The sequence below is a fragment of the Sphingobacterium sp. UBA5639 genome (genome assembly GCF_002421245.1).
GTDB classification, from domain to species: domain Bacteria; phylum Bacteroidota; class Bacteroidia; order Sphingobacteriales; family Sphingobacteriaceae; genus Sphingobacterium; species Sphingobacterium multivorum.
The window spans coordinates 334,308-358,154 of sequence record NZ_DIJR01000002.1; the positions used below are offsets into that span (position 1 = coordinate 334,308).

Annotated in this window: 22 protein-coding genes; 2 read left to right on the plus strand and 20 right to left on the minus strand. The window is 41.2% G+C overall.

What is annotated here, in order from left to right; all coding sequences use genetic code 11:
• Positions 1 to 97: 97 nt before the first annotated feature.
• From B4Z90_RS02370 to katG, 10 genes are all read right to left on the minus strand, one after another.
• Entirely contained in the window at positions 98 to 2,632 is a 2,535-nt protein-coding gene (locus tag B4Z90_RS02370; RefSeq protein ID WP_239468835.1) for a TonB-dependent receptor, read from the minus strand.
• Positions 2,577 to 3,170: a GNAT family N-acetyltransferase gene (locus B4Z90_RS02375; protein ID WP_236560238.1), complete on the minus strand. Its 594-nt coding sequence runs from the start codon at positions 3,168 to 3,170 to the stop codon at positions 2,577 to 2,579. Before B4Z90_RS02375 ends, B4Z90_RS02370 begins: the two co-directional genes overlap by 56 nt.
• Before the next feature lie 95 nt (positions 3,171 to 3,265).
• Positions 3,266 to 4,108 (minus strand): ABC transporter ATP-binding protein, encoded by an 843-nt coding sequence (locus B4Z90_RS02380; protein ID WP_112376085.1) that lies wholly within the window; start codon positions 4,106 to 4,108, stop codon positions 3,266 to 3,268.
• A complete protein-coding gene (locus tag B4Z90_RS02385) occupies positions 4,105 to 5,121 on the minus strand; it encodes a FecCD family ABC transporter permease (RefSeq protein WP_236586027.1) in 1,017 nt (338 codons plus the stop codon). The genes B4Z90_RS02380 and B4Z90_RS02385 overlap by 4 nt, the downstream gene beginning before the upstream one ends.
• Positions 5,118 to 6,119 carry an ABC transporter substrate-binding protein gene (locus tag B4Z90_RS02390; RefSeq protein ID WP_112376084.1) on the minus strand — a complete coding sequence of 334 codons (1,002 nt, stop codon included), beginning with the start codon at positions 6,117 to 6,119 and terminating at the stop codon, positions 5,118 to 5,120. Before B4Z90_RS02390 ends, B4Z90_RS02385 begins: the two co-directional genes overlap by 4 nt.
• Positions 6,120 to 6,650, minus strand: a complete 531-nt coding sequence (locus B4Z90_RS02395; protein ID WP_112376083.1) for an urease accessory protein UreE — start codon at positions 6,648 to 6,650, stop codon at positions 6,120 to 6,122.
• Between the two features lie 154 nt (positions 6,651 to 6,804).
• Positions 6,805 to 7,533, minus strand: coding sequence for a hydrogenase nickel incorporation protein HypB (gene hypB / locus B4Z90_RS02400; protein WP_112376082.1), 729 nt, complete (start codon positions 7,531 to 7,533; stop codon positions 6,805 to 6,807).
• A gap of 11 nt (positions 7,534 to 7,544) precedes the next feature.
• Positions 7,545 to 7,889: a hydrogenase maturation nickel metallochaperone HypA gene (locus tag B4Z90_RS02405; RefSeq protein WP_046675411.1), complete on the minus strand. Its 345-nt coding sequence runs from the start codon at positions 7,887 to 7,889 to the stop codon at positions 7,545 to 7,547.
• An 82-nt stretch (positions 7,890 to 7,971) separates the two neighbouring features.
• Complete coding sequence (locus tag B4Z90_RS02410) at positions 7,972 to 8,373, minus strand: hypothetical protein (protein ID WP_112376081.1); 402 nt, start codon at positions 8,371 to 8,373, stop codon at positions 7,972 to 7,974.
• A gap of 407 nt (positions 8,374 to 8,780) precedes the next feature.
• Complete coding sequence (gene katG, locus B4Z90_RS02415; RefSeq protein WP_112376560.1) at positions 8,781 to 11,060, minus strand: catalase/peroxidase HPI; 2,280 nt, start codon at positions 11,058 to 11,060, stop codon at positions 8,781 to 8,783.
• Between the two features lie 266 nt (positions 11,061 to 11,326).
• Between katG and B4Z90_RS02420 the strand changes: the two genes are divergently transcribed.
• Positions 11,327 to 11,911, plus strand: a complete 585-nt coding sequence (locus tag B4Z90_RS02420; RefSeq protein WP_112376080.1) for a DUF4126 domain-containing protein — start codon at positions 11,327 to 11,329, stop codon at positions 11,909 to 11,911.
• Positions 11,912 to 12,569: 658 nt separating this feature from the next.
• On the opposite strand, the gene B4Z90_RS02425 is transcribed toward B4Z90_RS02420, so the two are convergent.
• The 8 genes from B4Z90_RS02425 to B4Z90_RS02460 all read right to left on the minus strand — a co-directional run bounded on the left by B4Z90_RS02425 (position 12,570) and on the right by B4Z90_RS02460 (position 20,256).
• Positions 12,570 to 13,025, minus strand: coding sequence for an Hsp20/alpha crystallin family protein (locus B4Z90_RS02425; protein WP_070567899.1), 456 nt, complete (start codon positions 13,023 to 13,025; stop codon positions 12,570 to 12,572).
• A gap of 75 nt (positions 13,026 to 13,100) precedes the next feature.
• A complete protein-coding gene (locus B4Z90_RS02430) occupies positions 13,101 to 13,394 on the minus strand; it encodes a hypothetical protein (RefSeq protein ID WP_070567901.1) in 294 nt (97 codons plus the stop codon).
• A gap of 238 nt (positions 13,395 to 13,632) precedes the next feature.
• Positions 13,633 to 13,971, minus strand: coding sequence for a hypothetical protein (locus tag B4Z90_RS02435; RefSeq protein ID WP_046675405.1), 339 nt, complete (start codon positions 13,969 to 13,971; stop codon positions 13,633 to 13,635).
• A 12-nt stretch (positions 13,972 to 13,983) separates the two neighbouring features.
• Positions 13,984 to 14,541 (minus strand): RNA polymerase sigma factor, encoded by a 558-nt coding sequence (locus B4Z90_RS02440; protein ID WP_201303555.1) that lies wholly within the window; start codon positions 14,539 to 14,541, stop codon positions 13,984 to 13,986.
• Positions 14,542 to 14,867: 326 nt separating this feature from the next.
• Positions 14,868 to 15,848 (minus strand): FAD:protein FMN transferase, encoded by a 981-nt coding sequence (locus tag B4Z90_RS02445; RefSeq protein WP_204991039.1) that lies wholly within the window; start codon positions 15,846 to 15,848, stop codon positions 14,868 to 14,870.
• An 85-nt stretch (positions 15,849 to 15,933) separates the two neighbouring features.
• Complete coding sequence (locus tag B4Z90_RS02450) at positions 15,934 to 18,132, minus strand: PepSY domain-containing protein (RefSeq protein WP_286801332.1); 2,199 nt, start codon at positions 18,130 to 18,132, stop codon at positions 15,934 to 15,936.
• Positions 18,133 to 18,146: 14 nt separating this feature from the next.
• Positions 18,147 to 18,632, minus strand: a complete 486-nt coding sequence (locus B4Z90_RS02455) for a DUF2271 domain-containing protein (RefSeq protein WP_070567915.1) — start codon at positions 18,630 to 18,632, stop codon at positions 18,147 to 18,149.
• 118 nt (positions 18,633 to 18,750) lie between these two features.
• Positions 18,751 to 20,256: an ankyrin repeat domain-containing protein gene (locus B4Z90_RS02460; protein ID WP_112376559.1), complete on the minus strand. Its 1,506-nt coding sequence runs from the start codon at positions 20,254 to 20,256 to the stop codon at positions 18,751 to 18,753.
• A gap of 424 nt (positions 20,257 to 20,680) precedes the next feature.
• Here B4Z90_RS02460 and B4Z90_RS02465 point away from each other — a divergent pair, with 424 nt between their 5' ends.
• A complete protein-coding gene (locus B4Z90_RS02465) occupies positions 20,681 to 21,625 on the plus strand; it encodes an alpha/beta fold hydrolase (protein ID WP_204991038.1) in 945 nt (314 codons plus the stop codon).
• On the opposite strand, the gene B4Z90_RS02470 is transcribed toward B4Z90_RS02465, so the two are convergent.
• Positions 21,617 to 22,678, minus strand: coding sequence for an acyltransferase family protein (locus tag B4Z90_RS02470; protein ID WP_286801335.1), 1,062 nt, complete (start codon positions 22,676 to 22,678; stop codon positions 21,617 to 21,619). The genes B4Z90_RS02465 and B4Z90_RS02470 overlap by 9 nt on opposite strands.
• A gap of 67 nt (positions 22,679 to 22,745) precedes the next feature.
• Entirely contained in the window at positions 22,746 to 23,834 is a 1,089-nt protein-coding gene (locus tag B4Z90_RS02475; RefSeq protein ID WP_286801336.1) for a family 43 glycosylhydrolase, read from the minus strand.
• Positions 23,835 to 23,847: the final 13 nt, after the last annotated feature.

A 23,847-nucleotide genomic window follows, 5' to 3' on the forward strand; every position in this document is an offset into this window, starting at 1 on the left:
ACCAAAGCGGGCTACTTGACTAGCACAAATCTTGAATTAAATAGTCCAAATTTGTTGAAAAAGCCCGCTTTGGCGGTTTTAGATTACTATTTCAGCATTAAAAAGAGTAACCCACTGATACCATGACATTTCGCGGTGCACCAGCAAAGGCTCTCGTGTAGTCAAAACCACCTAAAAAGTAATATTTATCGAATACATTGTTCAGATTTAAGGCCATTTTCATCGCACCAATGTGGTAATAGGCAGCAGCATTTACAGTGGTATACGAAGGCCATTGCCCCCAGAGTGCATTTCCTTCGCTATCCTTTCCGATACTGTTATCCATCCTTTTACGATCTACATAATAAACACCGGCACCAAAACCCAAACCTTTTAATGTACTAGCTGAAAACACATATTTCAACCAGGCACTCGCCATATTTTTAGGTGCTCCCGGTAGGGACTGCCCGATTTCAGAAGGAACAGAAGATGATTTTACCTCCGTATCATTATAGGTATAATTGGCCATAATCTGGAACTCACGTGTCAACTGCCCACGCACATCGAGTTCGACACCCTGCGATAGCGCTTTGCCAGATTGTCTATACTCCGGCAGCCCTGAATCGTTGATAGCCCCTGTGGCAATGAGCATATTCCGTCGTTCAATTCGGAATAAGGATAGATCAACTTGCAATTGCTCTTTAAAAAAACCAGCCTTCATCCCCGTTTCCACCTGGAAACTCCGCTCGGCATCAAAGGGTTTATAAGCTCCGTAATCTTTATAGTTCTGAATAAAATTGGCGCCCACAGGCACAAAGCCCTGTGAATAACTTGCAAAATAGTTAATTTGCTTATTGATTCCATAGGTTACACCAAAACGAGGTAATAAGGCATTTTGCGTTGCATGAAAGCGATTTTTTCCGTCAAGTGTTTCAGAAGAATAATGCTCATGACGAAGACCTACAATAAGTTTCAATCGCTCGTCAATGCTGATTTGATCCTGAATATATTTACCCGTTGTTTTGTAGGGACTCAAAAAAGGATAAGCGACTCCCGTGCGCCACACATAATTCGTTAGATCATGCGTGGTATAAGTGGGATTGTTCAAATCAAAAGTCAACGGGACGACTTTGCCATCTACAGTTTGCTGCCGCGCCTCCCGCAATTGATTTTCTTTGTCGCCCCGATATTGTGCAAAATCAACTCCTGCAACAAAATGATGATCGACTCTATCGCCCAAAAGATCCCATTTAACATAACCCACAACATTATCTGTATAGTCACGTCCATGACGATCAAAAAAACGCATATTCATAATGGTATTATGTGGCGCATCAGCAAAGGTGTTCATTGTCCGATGTTCGTTGACATCCTCCTGATAGATGGATTTCATGTAGCTCAGATTCAAACTAACATGTTCTGCCAGACGCTGAGACAAGCGGCCGCTTAACGAAAAAGTCTTGGAATTATAAAAATCGGAAGGCTGGCTCAACGTAAATGATCTTGGCAAAGCATAAAAGTTATTTTCCTTAATACCCATTCCCCGATCAAGATAACCGTTGAACTGATTATACACCATATCAATATCCACCACCGTGCCCTCAGCTGGTTTAAAGGTGAACGAAGGAGCCACCATGATTCGTTTCTGGCGATTTACATCGCGGAAAGTCTTTGTATCTTCGTAACCCGCATTAAAACGATATAAAATACGTTTGGCACTGTCCAGTGGTCCACCGAGATCCACAGTTGTTCTCATCGTTTCAAAACTACCACTTGAAAAATTCACATGCCCTCTAAAATCTTCCAAAGGCTTCTTGGTCGTCATATTAATTGTACCACCCGGTACGATATCTCCAAATAAAGATGCTCCTGGCCCTTTCAAAACCTCGATATTTTCAAGATTGATTGTTAAGGGAGAATTATAATAACTGTTACCATAACCATACCCCGAGCGTAAGCCATTGACAAGCCGTACACCCGTTTCATAACCGCTTTTAAAGCCACGAATGACAACATCATCATAGGAAGATGCTTCGGTCACACCAGCCAGATCCTGAACCAATGCCCCTGTGTTGAATGCCTGCTTATCCTCTATAAATTCCTTACTTAAAACAGCAACAGATTGTGGAAGATCTTTTAATTTTCCAGCAAATTTTCCGCCCAACTCCATGTCGTTTGTCAAATAAGAATTGTTGCGTCTACCTGTTACCAATACCTCATCCAAGGTATTATCACCGGCCACCATCAGTAATCGAACTCCTTTTTTTGCATTCCAGCTAGCGGCGTTCAAATCCAGCAATACAGGCTTATACCCAATTGCATCTGCACGTAACTGTACAGGAAAGGAAATTATTCCGGTAAAACTAAATTCGCCCTGAGCATTAGAACTTGTCTGTTGTTGTCCATCGACTAAGGTCAGTGTAACCCCAGCGATGGGATCACCGTTTTCATCCTGAATTTTTCCAAATAATGCCACACCTTGTTGTGCATATACGGCTCCCGGTACGGAAGCGCTTGTCAATAAAGCGAAAGCTAGCGCTTTCATCATGTTGTTCATTAGAATAATTTTTCTTTTTTTTGGATTACCCAAATTGGGTTTAAGCAATACGATCAACGAATAATTCCATGTGTATCGTTGGAAAATTCGATTCATTACAATAGTCCTTTAATTGAAAGCCTTGTTTTCCCCAAAACTCATAGGCTCCTGTCAAGAATGGGTGCGTATGTAAATAAAGCCTTTCTATACTTTTCTCCTTAGCTACAGCGACCAAACTTTTGAACAAGGCTGTTCCTAAACCTGACCTACGGTAACTCGGATCCACAAAAAGCCGGGCAACTTCCACCGTTTTCCTTCTGTCTATATCCAAATGCGGAAAACGGTAGTCATAAGCCGACATACCAACCACGCCGATCAAATTACCCCGATGATCTTTTGCCTGCAAGAATGCAGCAGCTTCAGCCTCAAGATACACTGCTGAAAATGCGAGTAGATCCTTAGGAAGCTTATTGGAATCCAACATCGGAAACAACTGTTTCCGAAATTCAATGACATAAGGTAATACGACATCAATATCCTCCTCTTCAACACGAGATATGGTTATATTTTTCAACTGAGGTTGAGCGGGAAGAGATCCCTTACTCATCCGTTTATTTTCAATCAATATATGACCACTGTCTTTAAATATATTCATAGTGTTATCGCTATTTTAAAATAATCGCCCCGTTAACTGGGCATCTCACCTACAACCCATGATATTTTTACAAAGGCGCTTACTCCAGCACTTCATCAGGGGGTATTCAGCTCAATGACGGTTGTTGGACTATGTTCTGCCCCCTCAATGGGTTCAAATGCCGCAGCACCACTCAGCATCGGAACAAACATCCATTTCTTTTGATTTTCCAAACTAATCAAAGGAAGTTGATAGGTCTGTTCCAATAAATTTCTTACTTGTTCCCGATCCAGACCGTGGAGGTCCACGAGCCTATTGTCTTTCATCAGATAAAACTGATCACCAAAAAGAAACGCCATGTTAGGGTCGTGCATTACACATAACACGGTTGTCCCCTCCTTGACCAGCTCCTTGGCGGTCTGCAGAACCGCAATCTGATATTTCAGATCCAAATGATTCGTAGGCTCATCAAGCAATAATAAATCAGGTTGCTGTACCAATACCCGACATAGTAACACCAATTGTCGCTCCCCTCCAGACAACGACGTATAGGGTTTGTCCTTTAAGTGTGTGAGGTTAAATTTATCCAAGATCTGTTCTACTGCCTCGAAATCTTCTTTACTTGGTGAAAAACGAGAAAATGAAACCCGTCCCGTCAGAATAACATCAACAACGCTAAAAGGAAATGTGGTCTGATGGAACTGGTTCAGAAAACCCAATTTCAATGAATTAGCCCGACCAACCTTCCAATCGCGACGCTCCGTTTCACCAATAAGAACCGATCCATCATATTTTTTTTCCAGCCCTGCAATAATATTGAACAGCGTGGATTTACCACTTCCATTCCGACCGAGAATAACAGAAAGCTTTCCTTTTGGGAATGACATGGTTACATCATTTAAAATGATATCCTTACCGTAGGCAAAAGAAAGGTTGTTGATATGAATCGAATTACTCATGAATTCCAGTTGATTTCATTACGACGCATCAGGTAAATAAACAAGGGAGCGCCAATAATCATTGTAAATACACCGATCGGAATTTCAAATGGCATGACCGCCCTAGAAAAATCATCGATCAGTAGAAGAAAGGTACCACCAATACTGATATTTGCCCACACAACAATATTGTTATTGGGGCCAAAGATCATCCGGCTGATATGTGGAACAATTAATCCAAATAAACTTATTACCCCTACAGCTGCAACGGCAGATGCCGTAATTAGTGTAGCTACAGCAATAAATCCCAGTTTCAATATTTTCGGATTGACGCCAACAGCAATTGCTTCTTGATCGCCCAAGGCTAAAAGATTCAGCTTCCAACGAAACAGGATCAGGATAGCCAATCCTATCGTTATCGGCAGAAAAGCATGCTGTACTTTCGACCAGGAGGCCGTATGCAGATTCCCCATTGTCCATTGTACAATAGCTTGTAATTTATAGGGATCACTGATGTATTGCAACAAGGTTAACATGGCTGTAAATACACCGGAAATAACCATTCCTGCCAATACCATCCCAATAATCGAGGTTTTCAAACCAGCATTTGAAACAAAATAAGTCAACCCCACAGCACATACACCAAACAAAAATGCGGATATATTGACCGGCAATAGCGGAAACAACATAGCCAATGCAGCCCCAAAAGCAGATCCCGAAGAAATACCCAATGTAAAGGGATCAACGATTGGATTCCTAAAAATGGCCTGCAAGATTCCGCCAGAAGACGCTAGAGCAGCTCCGACCATAAAGGTCAGCAGAATCCGTGGTAAACGTACCTGCCACAATATCGTATCCATATTATCCTTCAATACCGCAGTAGGGTGACCTAAATATCCCCCCACTTCCGATCCAATGCGTTGGCAGAGCTCAACAAAACCAATGTTCTGGCTTGAGCCCACCAATAGGGAAAACAATAAAACCAACAATGGCAGAACAACGAGCAATAACAGCTTTTTTAATTGATGCATCATTGAAGTAATCCTGCTTTACCGTAAAGTTTTTCAAAAGCGATAGCCATATCCTGGTCAAGTTGCTGTTTCGTATAATCCGAAAAACACCAATGCCTTATCTGTTTGGCAAAAAGCATAAATTTGACGGTATGTGGGTCGAATGGAAACGACGGTGACATCACAAATACCTGTTTATTTCGCACTGCAGGTAAGGCTGCGAGTTCCTTTAAGTTATAGACGTCTGCCAATGTAGAATTCCAAAGAATAATGAGGTCCGGATTCCATTTATAAATTGTCTCTGCACCGACATTTGGGGCTTCCATTTCCAACGGACAGGCGTTAGCTGCGCCCGAAAGGCGGATCGCCATATCAATCAAACTACCACGACCGGATGTCGAAAGTACCCGACCTTTAGACCAAGCGTAATAAACCTTCTTCTGTATTTGATCCTTGGGAGCAGTCATTTTTTTGATCTCCGCCGAAACAAACTGAACAATTTCTTCCGCTCGCGCTTTCTTTCCGAGTAATGCTCCCATCCCTGTCAGTTCATTAAAAATACTTTTTTCATCCTGCGAAGAAAAAGTGAACACTGGAATTCCAAGATCTTCTAGTTGGGAAATATTATCCTGATCGGTATTGAATGTCAAAACAAGGTCAGGGTTTAAGCTCACTATGCTTTCCACATTATTTGCCTGGCCTGCGAAAGTAGGTGTCGCCAGTGTTTTTTTTGCGATCCTATCATCCAATTTGGATAAAAACTTATAGGTATCTTCGAACTGATAAACCTGTTCAGGAATACCAACAAGGCTATTTTCAGCACCCAACATGTAGACTTCATCAACAAGGGACGGAAATAATACAACCACACGTTGTGCCGTATGCGCTAATACCACTTCTTTTCCACGGCTGTCGACAGCTTTCACTTGATTGCTGACCGCACCTGCTTGCCGATTTTGGCAGGCGCTCACCAAACACAAACATGCCAAAAGCAATACAGGTATAATACGATTCACTTTCATCTACTTATTTTTTAGGATTTGCTTACGCGGATCAACATGTTCATCTGTTCCGCTTAAATCTGCTTTCTTTTTATTTCTCGCCTGCAGTCGAATCAAATTCTCGGATAACAGTAAGGCTTCCTCCAATTGAATCGAGGTTCCATACTTTGCCAGGACCTGCTCATAGAGCCGTCCATCGTAAGGAAGACGAAGTGATTGGGCATCTGTTACGTTGAATATGGGCAGATGTCTATTTCCAATAAAATAACCAAAATCTGCAAGCTGCACCAAATCTATTGGATTGAATCTTATGGTCAACGTAGGCTTGACAACCAGGATCGCCTGTAGCGTTTCCTGATGAAATAAAGCATCGCCATGATGCCATTCCGCACCTTGCTCCAATTGCATAAAGATTGTCTTTCCGCCCGTTGTATTGCGTGTTAGGCGCCTTTTGTGGACTTCATACCATTCAAGATACACTTGATCGACTTCACTAAGAGCAAACTCATGCTTTGCTACAATTTTATCTATTGGTACAGGTAGCTCATTCATATTGTAAACCTATCTTCTTCATTTCGTTAACGGCACTGACACAGTTTCGTTCTCCGTCAAATCTATTTCCTCTAAACACAAATAACATGTCAACATATACAGTATAACAATGAAGCGCGGATCATTGCTATACCACTCTTTTATCAATTGGCCGTTATTTTACTTCAAGCGCCTTATATTGATCTTTTTTCGCCTGAACTCTTTCTTTCAACCAATCACACCAGGTATCAAGACCGTCACCATTTAATGTACTGATTGTAATAACTTCCAAATTGGGGTTCACCTCGCGCGCATCTTTCGTTACCGCATCTACCGAGAAAGGTACATATGGCAGTAAATCAGCTTTGGAAACCAACATCAATTCGCTTGTTAAAAACATACGTGGGTATTTTTTCGGTTTATCGTCCCCTTCTGTGGTCGCCAATAAGGTCACGCGGTAATCTTCACCCAAATCAAACGCTGATGGACACAATAAATTCCCGACGTTCTCAATAAACAACAGGTCTATTCCTTCGATATCGATATGATCCAGGGCTTGTAAGATCATTTGTGCCTCAATATGACACATTCCACCAGTGACAATCTGCAATGCATTAATGCCTACCTCACGCATACGAACCGCATCACGTTCGGTTTCCGGATCACCCACCAAAACAGCAATATTCAGATCTTTGGCCAAACGTTTTCCCGTTTCTTGCATCAAGGTGGTTTTACCCGAACCCGGAGAAGAACATACATTGATCACACAAACGTCTTTCAGTCTATCGCGGATGGCTTTTGCGACAAAATCATTTGCTTTTAATAAATGTAGCGTTGTATTTTCACATTGAACCGAACCTACACGGTTACCTAAACTTTTAGGATTTGAAGTATTGTCTGACATGATAAACGATTTTAGTCTTGTTTAAAAATTACTTTTGATATATAGAGTTCATTCCCTTGAACAATTGTACTAGAAGCTTGTCCGCAATCACATACAAATCGATGAAAATGAACCGGGAAGTTTTTCTGACAATGTTCACAATATGCAATGATATCGTTTACAACGACTTCCATTTCCATATCTTGGTATTGCGTATTTTCAGCAATAAAAGCATCAAATGCATTTTGGATTAATACAGGCTGGACGTTGGATAGCAATCCTGCTGTGACCTGAATTTTTTGAATATCATCTACCCTAGCCTCATAATGCGAGGTCAACGTATCAAAAATATCCTTTACTATACTTAGCTCGTGCATTGGTATATTTTAAGAAATAAATAAATTTAGAAAAGAAATGACAGTTCTCTTTGCCTGTATGATGTGAAGAAAAGCGTATGCTTTAGCATGGAATTTTGATTTGCTCAAACAGCAAAAATCGAGCGATGGGTATATGCTCTAGATCAAGGGTATGTTCATACCGATAATCTTTCTGTTGTGGGGATGGCAGAAGTTCATGCCATAGCAAATCAACCGTAACCAACCAACGCTCCATCAACCAATCTTGTGCCACTTCGGCGTCCAATTCCGCAACAATGGATTGAAGCGATGGGTAAAGCGAACAAAATTGACTATGATCTTTAAGAAAATGGACGATGTGTGTATGGTCCGCATTGTTGGAAGGATTTTTTGCAGATAAAAACTGGGATTCGACACTTTCACTTTTCAGTACAAGACTGTTTGCATTTAAATTCTTAAATGATAACAACAGTGCTGCAAACAGAAAAATAAAGTGCTTCCACATAGCTTTAACCTAACAATGTATCAAAGATTCCTTTGAAACCATTACAAAGTTACTACCGATCAAAGAAGAAAAAGTAGCACAAATCTTGAATTTTATTTCACAAAATAGGAAACACCCAAAGAAAATTCCATAATTCTTCATATATTAAATTAAAATTTGGTTAAAGTGAGATTAAAATGATATTAGAGGCAAAAATTGGTTCTTTTTTGGCTGCTATTCTCATTAAATAAATTGGTCCATGTCGTAGACCATAGCGATAAATATTGGTCAGGTACATCATAAAAATCTGAGCCAATCTTAGCGGCGGAGCAAAAGGTTAATTTCAGGGTTATCTGGATAAATCTAAAATAACAAGAAGCCAGGTTCGCGTCGGACCTGGCTTCTTGAAAAACTGATATTCTTAACAATTAGCGATGCAGATCAAAACGGTCTAACTCCATCACTTTAGTCCATGCCTTCACAAAATCTTGTACGAATTTATCTTTTGCATCGGCACTGCCATATATTTCAGCAACAGCTCTCAGTTCAGCGTTGGAACCAAAAACAAGATCTGCACGTCCGGCTTCCCATTTTTTAACACCAGATTTACGATCTGATCCTTCAAAAACTTCCCGATCCGGAGAGATGGCTTTCCAAGCTGTTCCCATATCCAATAGATTGACAAAAAAGTCATTCGTCAATTGGCCTGGCCGATCTGTCATCACTCCTAATGCAGAACCATCAAAATTTGCCTGAAGAACACGAAGTCCGCCGATCAATACCGTTAGTTCCGGAACAGATAGCGTAAGTGATTGTGCTTTGTCGATCAATAATGATTCCGTAGACACGGTATAAGCACCTTTACGGTAATTTCTAAATCCATCCGCAATTGGCTCAAGATAGCCCATGGATTCTACATCAGTCTGTTCCTGTGATGCATCCATACGCCCCGGATGGAACGGTACGTTGACAGCATGTCCAGCTGCACGAGCGGCCTGCTCTATCGCAGCAACACCACCTAAGACAATTAAGTCTGCCAAGGAAATCTTCTTTCCGCCCTGTTGCTTTCCATTAAAGTCCTGTTGAATTTGCTCAAGCGCAGTAAGAACTTTTTGCAATTGTGCTGGATTATTGACTTGCCAATAACGCTGCGGAGCCAACCGTATCCGCGCACCGTTTGCACCACCTCTCTTGTCAGACCCACGGAAAGTAGAAGCTGAAGCCCAAGCGGTCGTTACGAGCTCTGCAGTGCTGAGCCCCGCGCTCAATAGGGTAGATTTCAACATGTTAATATCATTAGCATCGACCAAAGCATGATCGACAGCAGGAATAGGATCTTGCCACAATAATTCCTCAGCAGGAACTTCGGCACCTAAATAACGCTCTCGTGGTCCCAAATCACGGTGCGTCAATTTAAACCAGGCGCGAGCGAATGCATCGGCAAATGCGTCTTGATCTTCGTAAAATTTACGCGAGATCTTTTCATAAATTGGATCAAAACGCAAGGACAAATCTGTCGTCAGCATCGTTGGCCTACGTTTTTTAGTTGGATCAAAAGGATCTGGAATAGTCGAATCAGCTCCTTTGGCTACCCATTGATGCGCTCCTGCAGGACTCTTTGTTAATTCCCATTCATTTTCGAAGAGATTTTTAAAAAAGAGATTGGTCCATTCTGTCGGTTTCTGTGTCCAAATAACCTCCAAGCCACTCGTGATCGCATCTGCTCCTACTCCACTGCCATAGGTACTTTTCCAACCAAGCCCTTGTTGTTCTATGCCGGCTGCTTCAGGTTCTTTTCCGACATTGTCGGCAGGACCTGCTCCGTGTGTTTTTCCAAACGTATGCCCTCCAGCAATCAAAGCGACAGTTTCCTCATCGTCCATCGCCATCCGACCAAAAGTATCCCGTATATCTTTTGCAGCCGCGATAGGATCTGGATTTCCATCTGGTCCTTCCGGATTAACATAAATTAATCCCATCTGTACCGCTGCCAACGGTTTTTCAAGATTGCGCGAATGTTGTTTACCATCTGCATCATCATCGGCAGATAATACACCGTGTGATTCCACTACGCCTTCTGAACCATGAGCATAGCGTACATCACCGCCCAACCATGTTTTTTCAGAACCCCAATAGACATCCAATTCAGGTTCAAAAGCATCCACACGTCCACCAGAATAACCAAAAGTCTTGAAGCCCATAGACTCTAAAGCAACATTCCCTGTTAAAATCAATAAATCTGCCCAGGAGATATTTTTACCATATTTTTGTTTGATAGGCCACAACAGGCGACGTGCTTTATCCAAACTCACATTATCAGGCCAGCTATTCAGTGGTGCAAAACGTTGTTGCCCAGACCCAGCTCCGCCTCGACCATCGCTTACCCGATAGGTTCCTGCACTATGCCAAGCCATCCGGATGAATAATGGTCCATAATGTCCAAAGTCAGCAGGCCACCAGTCCTGCGAATCGGTCATCAAGGCATGCAAATCTCTTTTTACGGCTTCTAAATCCAATTGTTTAAATGCTTCCGCATAATCAAAGCCCTCGTCCATCGGATTTGACTTGCTCGCGTGTTGTCTCAACAGATCTACACGAAGTCTATTTGGCCACCAGTCCTGATTTTGAGTTCCCCCTCCCGCAACGGCGTTGCGCATCGTACCATTATGAAATGGGCATTTGCTAATGTCTTTTTCGTTGTTGTCCATAAGAAAAGAAAGTTTATTTATATAATATCTTAAGTGATCAAATTGTTTGACTCCCACTTTCATAAAATTACACAAATGAGATCCCACTTGTACATCGAATGATTCGATACACTATAATCAAAATCTATATACACAATATATAATTATATAAAATGCTAAAAATCATCTTTTAATGAGCAGCTAGAATATGACGATTTTTGGAAGTCTGAAAAACAAAAGCGATTCTTTTACTATTCTATAATTAGGTTGTATCAAAAATATTGACCATGAGTGAGCTATCCACATTTTTGGTAAGTGCTTTTATAGGCTTGAGTCTGGCTGCAGCTACCGGCTTCCGGGTTTTCATGCCGCTATTCTTATTGAGCCTTGGCTGTCGGCTTGAATTGTTCCAGGTTGGCAATGAATTGGCCTGGGCGGGCTCACCTATTGTTTTGGCAGCTACAAGCCTAGCCATGATCCTGGAAATAGCAGGATATTACATTCCTTTTATTGACAATATATTGGACAGCCTTTCAATTCCTCTCGCGACGATAGCCGGCACCTTACTTTTTGCCATACAGTTTACAGATATTTCACCCTTTTTCCGCTGGGCTATGGCAATCATCGCTGGTGGCGGTACCGCGGCGACCATCAGCACAGCGCTAGCTGGTACCCGTGCAGTCTCGTCTGTTGGGACGGCAGGTTTTGGCAATTTTATGATCTCGACCATGGAAACCATCGGTTCAACCATTTTGACCATACTCGCCATATTTGTGCCCTTTATGGCAATTATAGTTGTTATAGGCTTATTCTATTTCTTTTGGCGATTTGGCAAAGAGCAACTCAATAAAAAACTTAAAAGAACGGAGTAGCTTTCACAACATAACATCTAAATAAACTTCACACAGTGCCATACGAGCTACAATAAAGCCAAGCCTCACCAGCACAGATAGAAGCCAGTTTAGCATGCACAAACCAACTAGGGATATTGTAACCATCTTATAGCCCTAGCTGATCTATAGCTGCGTAAACTCCAAATCCCTAACCTTTATACCTTTCAATCAAGCGAATATCTGGCAGGTATCATGTTATGCCTTTTGACAGTGCTTGTTCAGTGCTCGCTCAGTTCTTGTTCAGTGATCGCTCAGTGCATACTGAATAAACAATGATTGAATACTGTTTAAAAATTGATTAAAAATTGTTGTTACCTATAATCTGGTGTTAGTACATTTCCGTTTTGAGATTATCTTGATCTAAGACCAAATAGGTTATTATGGCAATGATCAACAATCGAGACAAATTCTGGGAATACTTAGAAAAGCAGTACGGATATAAGGACCATAGTGCCAAACAGCTATTCGAAATTCGTTTACTGTTCACTGCTTTTGGGCACCGGTTGGCGGTAAATTAAGAGACAGAAAAAGGACAGCAAAATTCGATGCTGTCCTTTTTCAACATCAGCTCTTACGCTGATTTAAGGCTACGCACATCAGCAGCCTTGATGTGCGCCCAGATCAAAACTGGTTTTTACTAATCAATAACAACCTCTTGTGGCCGTTTTACTTTTTCAAGATCTTTTGGAAGGATAACCGTCAATACCCCATCCTCGAAACTTGCATGCACATTATCTGTAAGTACTTGTTCATTTAATTGGAATTCACGTTCAAATGCCAATCCATCCTGCTCTTTATAGATATAATCTATGGCATTGTCCTGGGTGTTTTCTGTACATGAAATCTTCAGTATCCCGTCATTTATGCTGACTTGGAATTGTTCTTTCTTACGTCCAGCGGCAAAAAGCTGCACTTCATAGAATTCTTGATTTTCGGCAATATTTACAGGAACAGCTTGCTGTACGCCAGCATTGTGCCCGGCTTCACCATCAAAAAACTGTTGTTGGAATTTTTCAAAGCGGTCTTTGAAATGTTGTCCGCAAAATTTATTATGATTTGAATATCCGTTGGTATAATGATTTCTTTTAAACATGTTTTTAATTTTTAATATTGAATAATACGTGTAAACTGATGTGGGATGAATTTCCTCGTCTTGCAATTTTTAACCTTAGTAAACTGGAACTATTGTTGCTTTCTTAGCACGTTTTTGCCCTTGTAATGGAACAATTGCAACCACAGTGTTATAATGACGGTGAACGTTCGGATATACCGGAGCCCTATCCATTTTGAATGCTTGTCTATCTCTTCTACGCATTCTTGCCGCGGCAAAGCTTCCTATACCAAAGAGAATTGTCCCAAACAACAAGAGCTTAAAGATCGTCCCAATAATCAATGTTGCTAATCCTGCTATTGCCGTAAGCACAATAAGGCGTGGCAATATAAATCGAAGTTTATTTTTCATTTGAATACATTTTTTTAAAAATGATTGCGGATTATATCTATTTTCAGCACATTGCACATAGAATTTTCCTAGATCATTTGTATGTTTTAATTAACTATTTGTTTTATCCAACATCCCTGCTGACAGATCCTCGCGTTCTGTTACTTGTTTACCATTAGGATATCGGCATAAAAAAAGGCGCCTTTATAGAAGAAGACGCCCAACAACAGTTTTTACTTTAAAATTTTTATTCTTTTTTTCAGAACCCGCATCGTCCTCCAAAACGACGCTTCCATTCTTCGCGCAAACGTTCCCTTTCCTCATCGGAAAGATCTTCTCCTTTTTCCATCTGAGGCGGAAAATCCCGTCGGAATCGGCCACCTCCCGGTTTACCGAAGCCCCTGCCGAACAAGATTTTCGACAAGACAAAGAGTCCCAGCGCCTGCCAATAGGTAATTGCTTTCAGATTGAAAATATCAACCATTAATGTATTCCACAAATATTGTAGTAATGCTACCAACAAAAAAACACCAACGATGATAGCGACAACCATAAAAGCGAATTTACCCTTCCGCTGTCTTTTCATTCTTCCATTCATAGCTTAATCCTTTTAAAATTTTAATTCTTCATACAAACTTCGCAACCGTATTCTCAGGTGCTTCACTGCATACCCTTTTCGGCTGATAATCGTCTTTAGGTTCTCATTTTCCATGACTGCAATTTCCTGAAGAGTTTTCTCTTCCAGTTCATTGAGCACAAAAACCCGACGTTGTTTTTCCGGCAATTCCTCCAATGCTTTCATCAGCTCATCCCAAAAAATATCCTTAAATAATTTTAGCTCAGGATTATTGGAGTCGTCAGCTAAAAGGAGCTGACGAATAGGAAACGTACTTTCGCTATCCTCGTCACCCGCTATAAGCTCATCAAGCGATTCACTTTTCTTTTTCCGGTAGCTGTCTGTAATCTTATTTCGTGTGACAGCATAGAGCCATGCTCCCGCATTCTCCAATTCGTCCATATTGGTCAAACGGCTAAATTGATACCAGACTTCCTGTAAGATATCTTCTGCATCCTCCGTTTTCTTTACCCTTCCCTTAACAAAACGTAGCAGCTGACTTCCATAAGTCTTAACGATATCCGTAAATGATCTGGAATTTTTTTCTGCCATATGATTTTGGTATGCAATGTCCATAGCAGCATAGACGAACTAGTCAAACTTTTACTTTAAATTATTTTCATGAATCTTTCTTCTTGCTGACTTCAACTTTCTGACCAATAAGCACACGTTCTCTACCGTCTTCTTTCGTATACGCTTTGTTAGGATAAAGATACGAGATAATCAGCTAATAGCTGATGCATTCAACCTACTTTATCGGGAATAAAACAAAACCTTCATGACTTCGCAGACACCAACAGCAATGAAAGCAAACTGAAGGTTCTTTCTGGCCAATAAGATCAGACACTTTCAGAAAAAAAATGATGCTGTGTGGTCTATTACTTCCACCGCTGCTGAATGACTTTACCTTTATCGGTAATAAAAATATAACGGTATGCAGGGAAACGCTGAATTAATTTTTTTCCTTCTTTCTCACCAAGTACCATAATTGAGGTACTGAGGGCATTTGCAATCTCGGCGGAAGGTCCATAAATCGTCACTGAAGTTAATCCCGTAGCTGGATAACCTGTCACTGGATTTATAATATGTGAATACCGTTTCCCATTGATCTCCGCGTATTTCTCATAGCTGCCTGAAGTGGCTACGGCCATTTCATTCAAATGAAGAACTTTGACCATTTGATGGGGTTTGAACGGATTGTTTACACCCACTTTCCAGGCGTCCCCCCGGGGTGGGTTTCTCCAAGCCGAAAGATCTCCGGAAGCATTAACTATACCTGCTTCAATTCCCTTTGCCTTCATTATGTCCCTGCCACGATCAGCAGCATAGCCCTTCCCGATCGAGCCGAAACCGATCTTCATACCGGGCAATTCCAGAAAAATTGTCGAAGATGCACTGTCGAGACGGATGTGTTGATAGCCCACCTTGGCGACAGACCTTTTAACCAGATCTTCCGTAGGCATCGTGGTCATACTACCATCAAATACCCAAACTTTATCCAAGGCAACAATACTAATATCAAAGGCTCCGCCTGAATTTTGAGCATACTGGATCGCTCGCTTTGTTAATTCAAAAACTTCCCGATCCACCTTAACGGGCTTAATCCCTGCATTGCGGTTCACCGCTGCTATTTGGGTTTGCGGACGCCATTCTGAAATCAGGTTTTCTATTCGATCTATTTCGGAGATGACTTCATCGATATGCTGATTTGTAATCGCGCTATCCCGATCTACCAAGCTGATTTCAAAAACAGAGCCCATAAGGGTAACCTGCCGCTTGACCAAGACCTGCGCAATCCCCGAAGTAATGGACACAAAGCAGAGCATTAAAAGCAGGACACATTGTTTATTGTTCTTCATGAGATTGATCCAAAAAGGAATTATAAAGTCGATCTATACCAAAAGTAGTCTTCGTGACGGGATTTACCATTGTACCATCAATTTACTAATAACAATCCGTTAAGATTTGTCCACTTTCTTTGTAGTCGGCAATAGTTTTGCCGACATGCGCTAGGAGAAGTTCATTTAAAGTATGTTCAACATCATGCTGCATACGCAATGCACCACAAAGCAATACACAACCTCCTTTTTCAAGCAATTCGACAAAATATAGCGCATCCCGACGGATCAGGTCCATGACATATTGTGGATTTTCCTCGCGCGAAAAAGCCAGTTCAAGCTGCTTCAGATGTCCCAGCTTTATCTGCTCATCAGCAAAATCCACATAGTGCGCAGTCATTTCATTTCGATGGCGAAAACCAGCATACAGACGCAAAGGCGTCCTACTTTCATTTTCTGAAATCATGCCAAGAAAGGGTGCTACCCCTGTACCATTCGCAATTAAAGCGACTGCATTTGCTGCTTTCGGGAAATGAAAACTTGGATTAACCATGACACGTGCCTGGAGGGTTTGATTAGTTTCCAATCGATAGAGGAAGCTAGAACCAAATCCATCAGGAAACAATTTCACCACGAGCTGCACCATTCCATCTTTGTAGCCGATCGAATAAAAACGTTCACGTTGATCTTGCGCGGGATAGATTGCCAATAAATCGCCCGATTGCATGTTAATTTTACTTGCAGGCTTCAGCACTAAAGTAAAGGTCGTGTTAGTCGCTGAAACAGCAGACTTCGCTACCACCTTAAATTTCGTCAGTCCGACAACTTTAGCACTATAAATAGCTGGTGCAGAAGCGAGTGCAATAGTGGCCTGCGAAGACCAGTCATGTATCCATGAAATAAGTTCATCAACATCCTTATCATTAACGGTATGTAAGTCTGTTAAACGCGAAGCCCAACCTTGTTTTTCTAGTAAACAATCAATTTCGCGCGCATAAGCACAAAAATCGGGATAGGCTTTTGAACCAAAGCCTAGAACCGAAAATTGTACATCTTGTTTTTGTGGATGGCTATTGAGCTTTTGTTCAAATTGAAGTGCATTGGAGGGTGCTGTTCCTAGCCCGTATGTCGAAGTAAACACAAGCAAGTGTTTTGCCTTTGGAAAGCATTGATATTGATTCATTCCGAGCAGCAACGATTTTTGCCCATCCGCCAAGAGCTGTTTATGGATCTGATTGGCGAAAAACAGCGTACTTCCATTTTCCGTTCCGAAAAGAATAACAATCTCCGCTTCTTCAGGTTTATATTTATTCTTGATTTTTGTACGCGTGCGCTTGAATGTAATGACGAACCCTGTATAAATAAAGAACACAATATTCAACGATGCGAGCCCCAGTACAATAGCCCATATAATATTGGTCTTACCCGTATGAAGGTCCAAAGACAACTCTTCGGCCAATGCAGTAAAGGGGTACTTGACTTCTTTATGCAAGCTTCCATTCAACTGGTTGATGATCAATTCCCGATCGCGAAGCTTCAATACAAAATATTCGTCAGGATCGCCTTCCATAAACGGAAACTCCAAGGTCTTCAAATCAACAAGTTTTGTATTTTGGAATATTGAAAATTTTGCCACCTCCAATTCGATATCTTCCTTCATCTTATTGGGATATTCGATGGTTTGATTCGGCTTTTTTAAGATTTCAATACGTACCAGGAATAAATAGGTACCAGTTAGGGCCAATATCAAAATTGGTATCAAAAATAAACGTCCTGAAACAACGTGGAAATACTGGGCAAAAAAGTCCCGATTGATTTTGGCAAAGAAGTGTCGAACGCCCTGTTGACGCTTAACAATCAGAACAATTCCTGAAATAGTAATAAGAAACAACAGAAATGAAACCACACCAATAATCACCCGGCCGGTCACTTTCAGAAAGAGTGAACGGTGTAAGGCTGTAACCCATTGAACAAACTGGGACTTATTCAATTGGGGACCAAGCAGACGCCCGGTATTCGGATCAATATAACCCTTCACGGTATTGCCATCAGCGTCTATGGCATCAATACTCACAAATTGATTGTGATCTACCGAAATCGCTATGATTTCGGGATAAACCTTGCGCAAGGCTGTTACGGACTGCGCAAGGTTTAAAGTTTCAATATGTTCAACCCGATAAGGTGGAATTTTTTCGTTGACAGCGTCAACGGCCAATATTACGCCAGTTATCGAGAATAAAAGTAAAAAGATAGAAGAAACAATAGCTAAGGCTAAATGTGCATACCTCCAAATAGATACCAGCATTTTTAACCCTTCTTTTATTGTATTTTATTTAACTTGACAAGTTTGATATATCCCTTGCCGTTCGCTTTTTCGGTAATGGCTTCTTTTGTTAAAGGGATTTCAACATCGGCAGTATGATATTTTTGTTCCTCTACAGCAGATTCAAAACGGAGTTTATACCCTTTGTTGAACTTCGATTCGTCAATATCCAATGTACGCATGGCACGGTCACCGCCACCCACTGAAGCACCCGTCACCGCATTTAACTTTTCTTTCGTTTTATTTTGGAACTTGTACCATTCCTTGATGGTATTATACCATTGTTTATCAGATCCCAATACGGCGAGTGTTTTTTCGTAAGCTCCACTAGGATTAATCAGTGAAATCACGACGTAGGCTTTCTCACCTTCGTAGGCATTCATTTGGATCATGCACTTATATTTAGCTGCCTGTGCGAAAGAGCTTAGGGCTGCCATTGAAAATAAAAGAGTGGCTATCGTTGTTTTAAATATGTTATTCATCTTCAATTGTATCTAATTTTAAGGTATCCGTAGTCCGTTCAGCGTTACCAATATTTTTATTATTTATCGGGATATTTCATCGATATGATTAGAAATACCACTGAAATACGATGTTGTCTTATTTCAAAAAGTCAAGCTGCACATTGGACTTAGCTAAGAAATCGTTATCTTTCGCCAGGTCATAAGCTGTTTCATCGAATTCTGTTTTCAATTCCTTTTTTGCACCAAGCGAAACCAATGTTTTTAATATGGAATCGTCTTTAGCTAGGAGAGCTGCCTTATGTAGTGCCGTCGTTCCTTCTTTATCTTGTGCGTTAATGTCTACTCCAAGTTCGCTAGCTTTCTGGATCAGCTTCACATTCTCTTTGGCTACTGCCAAATGATACAATGTACTACCATTTTTTTGCGGAGCAATAACGTCCAATCCGTTCGTCTTAAGGATCGCTAATTTTTCTTTAAACTCATCCCCTTGTGACACATTTCCCTGACCACCTGGTCTGCCCCCCTGTGGCAATTCCTTGTAAGAATTAAACCAATAGAACGCTAAGTTATTGCCCTCCTTATCCAATACCTTGGTATCGGCTCCATTTTTAACCAATGCCGCAGCTACTTCAGGAGTTCCATTTGCTATTGCTTTAGTCAATGCAGATTCTCCTTTTTCATTTACAGCATTCACATTTTTCGCTTTAGTAAGCAGCAACTCGACCAATTTAGCATCTTTACCACTAGCAGCCACCATAAGTGCCGTATTTCCTTCGTTGTCAGCTTTTGCGACATCTACACCTTTATCCAAAAAATAATTGATCACATCCATATCTGGCCTACGAACCAAAGCATGCAGTACAGTAGCACCTTCCTTATTTACCGCCTTAGGATCCAATTTGAACTTTTCAACCAAATAGGTATAAACCGCCAAACCGTTAGAAGCTTGTCTAGAACCTTGAGTCGCAAAAAACAACGCATTGTTGGTCGGCTTTACACCACGGGCGATGAATTTCTCCATAAGCGCGGTATTTCCAAGTTTAGCAGCATAATCCGTTACCGTACGGCCCGACTCATCTTTATCTTGAATAGATAATCCTTTTTTTATGAAATAATCCGTCAATGCCAGGTCCTTGTCTGCAGACGCTGCAAGCATCATCAAAGTTGCACAACCTTCATATTTCTGTTTGGGATTCACACCTGCTTTAAACAAGGCATCATACACAGCAGTATTTGTATTTCCTGTTGAAGCTGCATAAGCGACAATTGAGTAACCATGGCTATCTTGGTAATTGACATCAGATCCCTTCGCTATTAAAAAATCGACCAATTCAGCATTTCCACTTGACGCTGCCCAGTGTAAATAACTACGGCTGTGATGTGTCTTCTTGGTTACACTATTCCCTTCTTGTTCGATCATGAATTTGACGACATCAGTCGGAGCACCATTTAATATAGCCATAGTGACCGGATCAAAGGATGCCGCATTCGGCTGAGAAGGGCTATTTCCTTTGCTGATTTCTGCTTTAACAACGGTCAATGTAGGTTTGCCCTTCCAGAACTCGCCGTTCATCAACGAGTTTGTCTGCGCCTGTGCATAAGATGCAGCGAATAATAAAGCTGCCAAAAGTGTCTTTTTCATTCTTTTATTTGTCTTTTGAAGGTGATGGAGCAACATAACCTATTCATTCCCTACTCAATTATTCTGCAAATTGAGCTTTAATTATACGATAACACGGGTCGGAATATATCGTGTTGGTTTCATCAGAATATGTGTAAACGCGTATATTTTTAGAACATGGATGCGTTCCGAATTCGATGTTTGCAACAATTTCTGCATACAGACAAGCCCATGTTTAAAATAGATCAGCTACTTTATTTAAATTAATTCTAAATTAATGCAAATCTAAAAAATATTCCCAAACCACAAAAATTAATCGTGCTAATTTTTATTGATCAATTGCCCTGAAAGGCTTTCGGCTTCATCCGAACAACATCTGAAAGAAGATTGTTAAACTTGCAAATGCACTAAAATTATCTTACTTTACTTAAAATAAAGTGGTATAATGAGCAAGGTAGTTTCCAATTTTTATACAATCAGCGCAACGACTGAACCTGAACATAAAATTTTCTATCGTCTGTATGTACCCGACGACAATCAAATAGTGGCAACATTACTCTTGGTTCATGGCATGCAGGAACATAGTGGTCGGTACGAAGAATTGGCCAGTTATCTGACTACACAGAATTTTGCGGTTTTAAGCTACGATCAATTGGGCCATGGAAAAACGGCGCTACAGGTCGATCAATTGGGTTATTTTAAAAAGCATGGGGCTAAAAAACAACTTATTGATGACGCCATTACAATGAGTAACTTCTTACGTGAAACCTATCCGCAACTGCCTCAATTTATTTTAGGGCATTCCATGGGATCCTTTGTCACACGTTGTGTTTTACAAAAAATTGGTCGGCAATTTAAGGGGGCCATTATCGTGGGGACAGGCCAACGTCAAAAAGGATCCATGGCCTTTCGCCTTTTACTCACTCTTCTCAATAGTATTGCCCCTAAAGGAAGAAGTAAATTGATCAATCGCATTTTTGACAAACGTAATAATGCTCGGTTTAAGAACGAGCCTAACCAAAATAACAGCAATTGGTTAAGCATAAGCAAGACAAACCGTATTTCATTTTTGGAAGATCCTCTTTGTGGGGGATTGTTTACCAACAATGGGTTTCATACCGTATTAGACCTTTCCTTGCAAGCGACAGCTATCGAGGCTACCAAGAATATCCCAAAAAACCTACCAATTGTATTTATCAGCGGACAGGATGATCCAATTGGAGATTTTGGCATAGGCGTTGAAAAAAGTGCGGCACAGTTAAGGGCACAGGGACAGACCGATATAACCCTTAAATTATATGCAGGCATGCGGCATGAAATTCTTAATGAAGACTGCAAAATGGAGGTATTCCAGTTCATCAGTAGCTGGCTTCATCGCCATTTACTTTAGTTTTCGACCGTAATATTTCCGAATAGGCTCATCTAAATAGTTAAAGACTAATAAAGATAAAAAAATCAACAACAGCATTCCAATAACAATAATCACAGCCATTTGCTTATTCGATGGGTGATTAAGTTCTACATAGCTCATAAAAATCCAGATAAATGGATAATGAATGATATAGAGCGGATAGGAGATATCACCTAAAAACTTGCATAACTTCTTGACCCCTCCAAACACAGGCTGCCCTCCTATCCCCAGTAAGAGTAATAAAGGAAAATAGAAGATAACGACAATAGGATCAATGTATTTACCATAAGCTTCAGAAAATGGAATAAAAAATACGGCGGCAAGTAGACCTAGAACACCGAAAAAAGGAAGCTTGTTGGAAATGGTCCAGTTCGATCTAAAAATAAGTAGTCCCATTGAAAACGAAAACCATAAACGAATTCCACCAGCCCAAAAGTTGTCTGCTCCAAAACCGACAGCTAAATAGCCCGAACGAAATGATTCGGCACATAGCGCTGCTGCACCAAGGAGCACTATCCCCCAAAGAAACTTTTTTGGAATCCGTACCAGTACCAAAGCATAGGCTATATTAGCGATATACTCCCAAAATAGCGACCATGTAGGTGGGTTTAAATGAAAAAGATTAAAATAGCGTTCTAGTACAACCGGGTATGGAATCAACGTTATCCCACTGATGAACATCCCCATCTTTTGCAAAACAGAAAATGAGCCAGACAAACTGCTGAATGGATCGTAAATAAATGCGAATAAACCAATCAACGTACCGATGATAACCAATGGGTGCAATCGCAGCAAACGCAAGAGAAAGAATCGTTTTAGACCGATTGCGGCCAGCTTCTGATCGTAGGCATAGGCAATGACAAAACCCGATAAACAAAAGAAAAAATCAACGGCTAAATAGCTATGTGGAATAAAACTATTTCGATAATCCGGTTGGGCGATTTCCATAAAGTGAAACAGGACGACTGCGATTGCGGCTACCCCACGCATGGCGTCAAGAAGTTCAAAATGTTTCTTCGTTTGATGTACCATATTTTTTATCGGCAGCGAAAATTAAGACCGACGAAGATCGAAGATCCGCTGCTAGCTATTGCAAATGCTATTTAAAATTAAACGTTGGTGCTGGTTGTGGCGCAACACTGCTGGTTGTCCCTTCAATTTTTGGCCAGTCCTTATCCCAGACGATCTGATCCAACAATAGCATCCGGCGATTTCCCCCCGTAGCAACACGAGGCTGTTTTGGATCGATACCATGATAGAGTATCCAATCTTTTCCCTTGTCGTCTGTAATAATGCGCGAAGTATGGCCCGTCCCCACAAATTGATCATTTCCTTTTAACAACAGTGTTCCACTCCCCCGCTGTGTAAGGTTGCGGCCTTCTTGATCCACATAGGGTCCTTTCAGATGGCGAGAGCGCCCCACAAGAACATGATAACTGCTTTTTTCTCCTTCACAACAGGAGCCTTTGGACCCGACAAAGTAATAGTACCCTTTCCGTTTATGAATCACAACGGCTTCAAAATCTCCTGCGGCAACTTTAAATTTTTTATTTAAATCGGGTACCACTGTCCCATTTTTATCCAGTTCAACACCATATGTACCCTGCGTGCTCGCATCGCTAAAACTGCCCCAGAATAGATAGTTCTGCCCATTTTCCGTAAAAAAATAAGGGTCTATTGAATTCGGCACATCGATCTCCTTGCTATCAAAAAGTTTACCTTGATCGATAAAGGGGCCTTCCGGTCTAGCTGCTAGGGCTACACCGATGCCGGGATTGGGATCACCCCATGTGGAATAGGCATAATATAAAAGATACTTACCATTTAACTGCACCACATCGGGGGCCCAGATTCCGCCTTCTGCTTTCCAACCCGGTTTAGTTGGGAAGGCGGTTCCGATCCATGTCCAGTTTACAAGATCGGTGGATTGTAGAATAGACACCAGACGTTGTCCCTTTCCGTCGCCCCAATTGTCGGCTGTCCCATATGCATAGAACATTTTGCGCTGTGGATCTCTAACGACTGTAGGATCAGCAAGTATGGGCTCAAAAACCGGATTGCTATAGGTTTTATGCTGAGCCGTGGCATTTGCTATTTGTTCCGACGGCTTCACTGAACCTGTAGCGCTTCCACAGGAGCTCAACAGGTTCAGTACGACAACTCCGCCAATCCAATATCTGAACAACATTGCATTCAACATC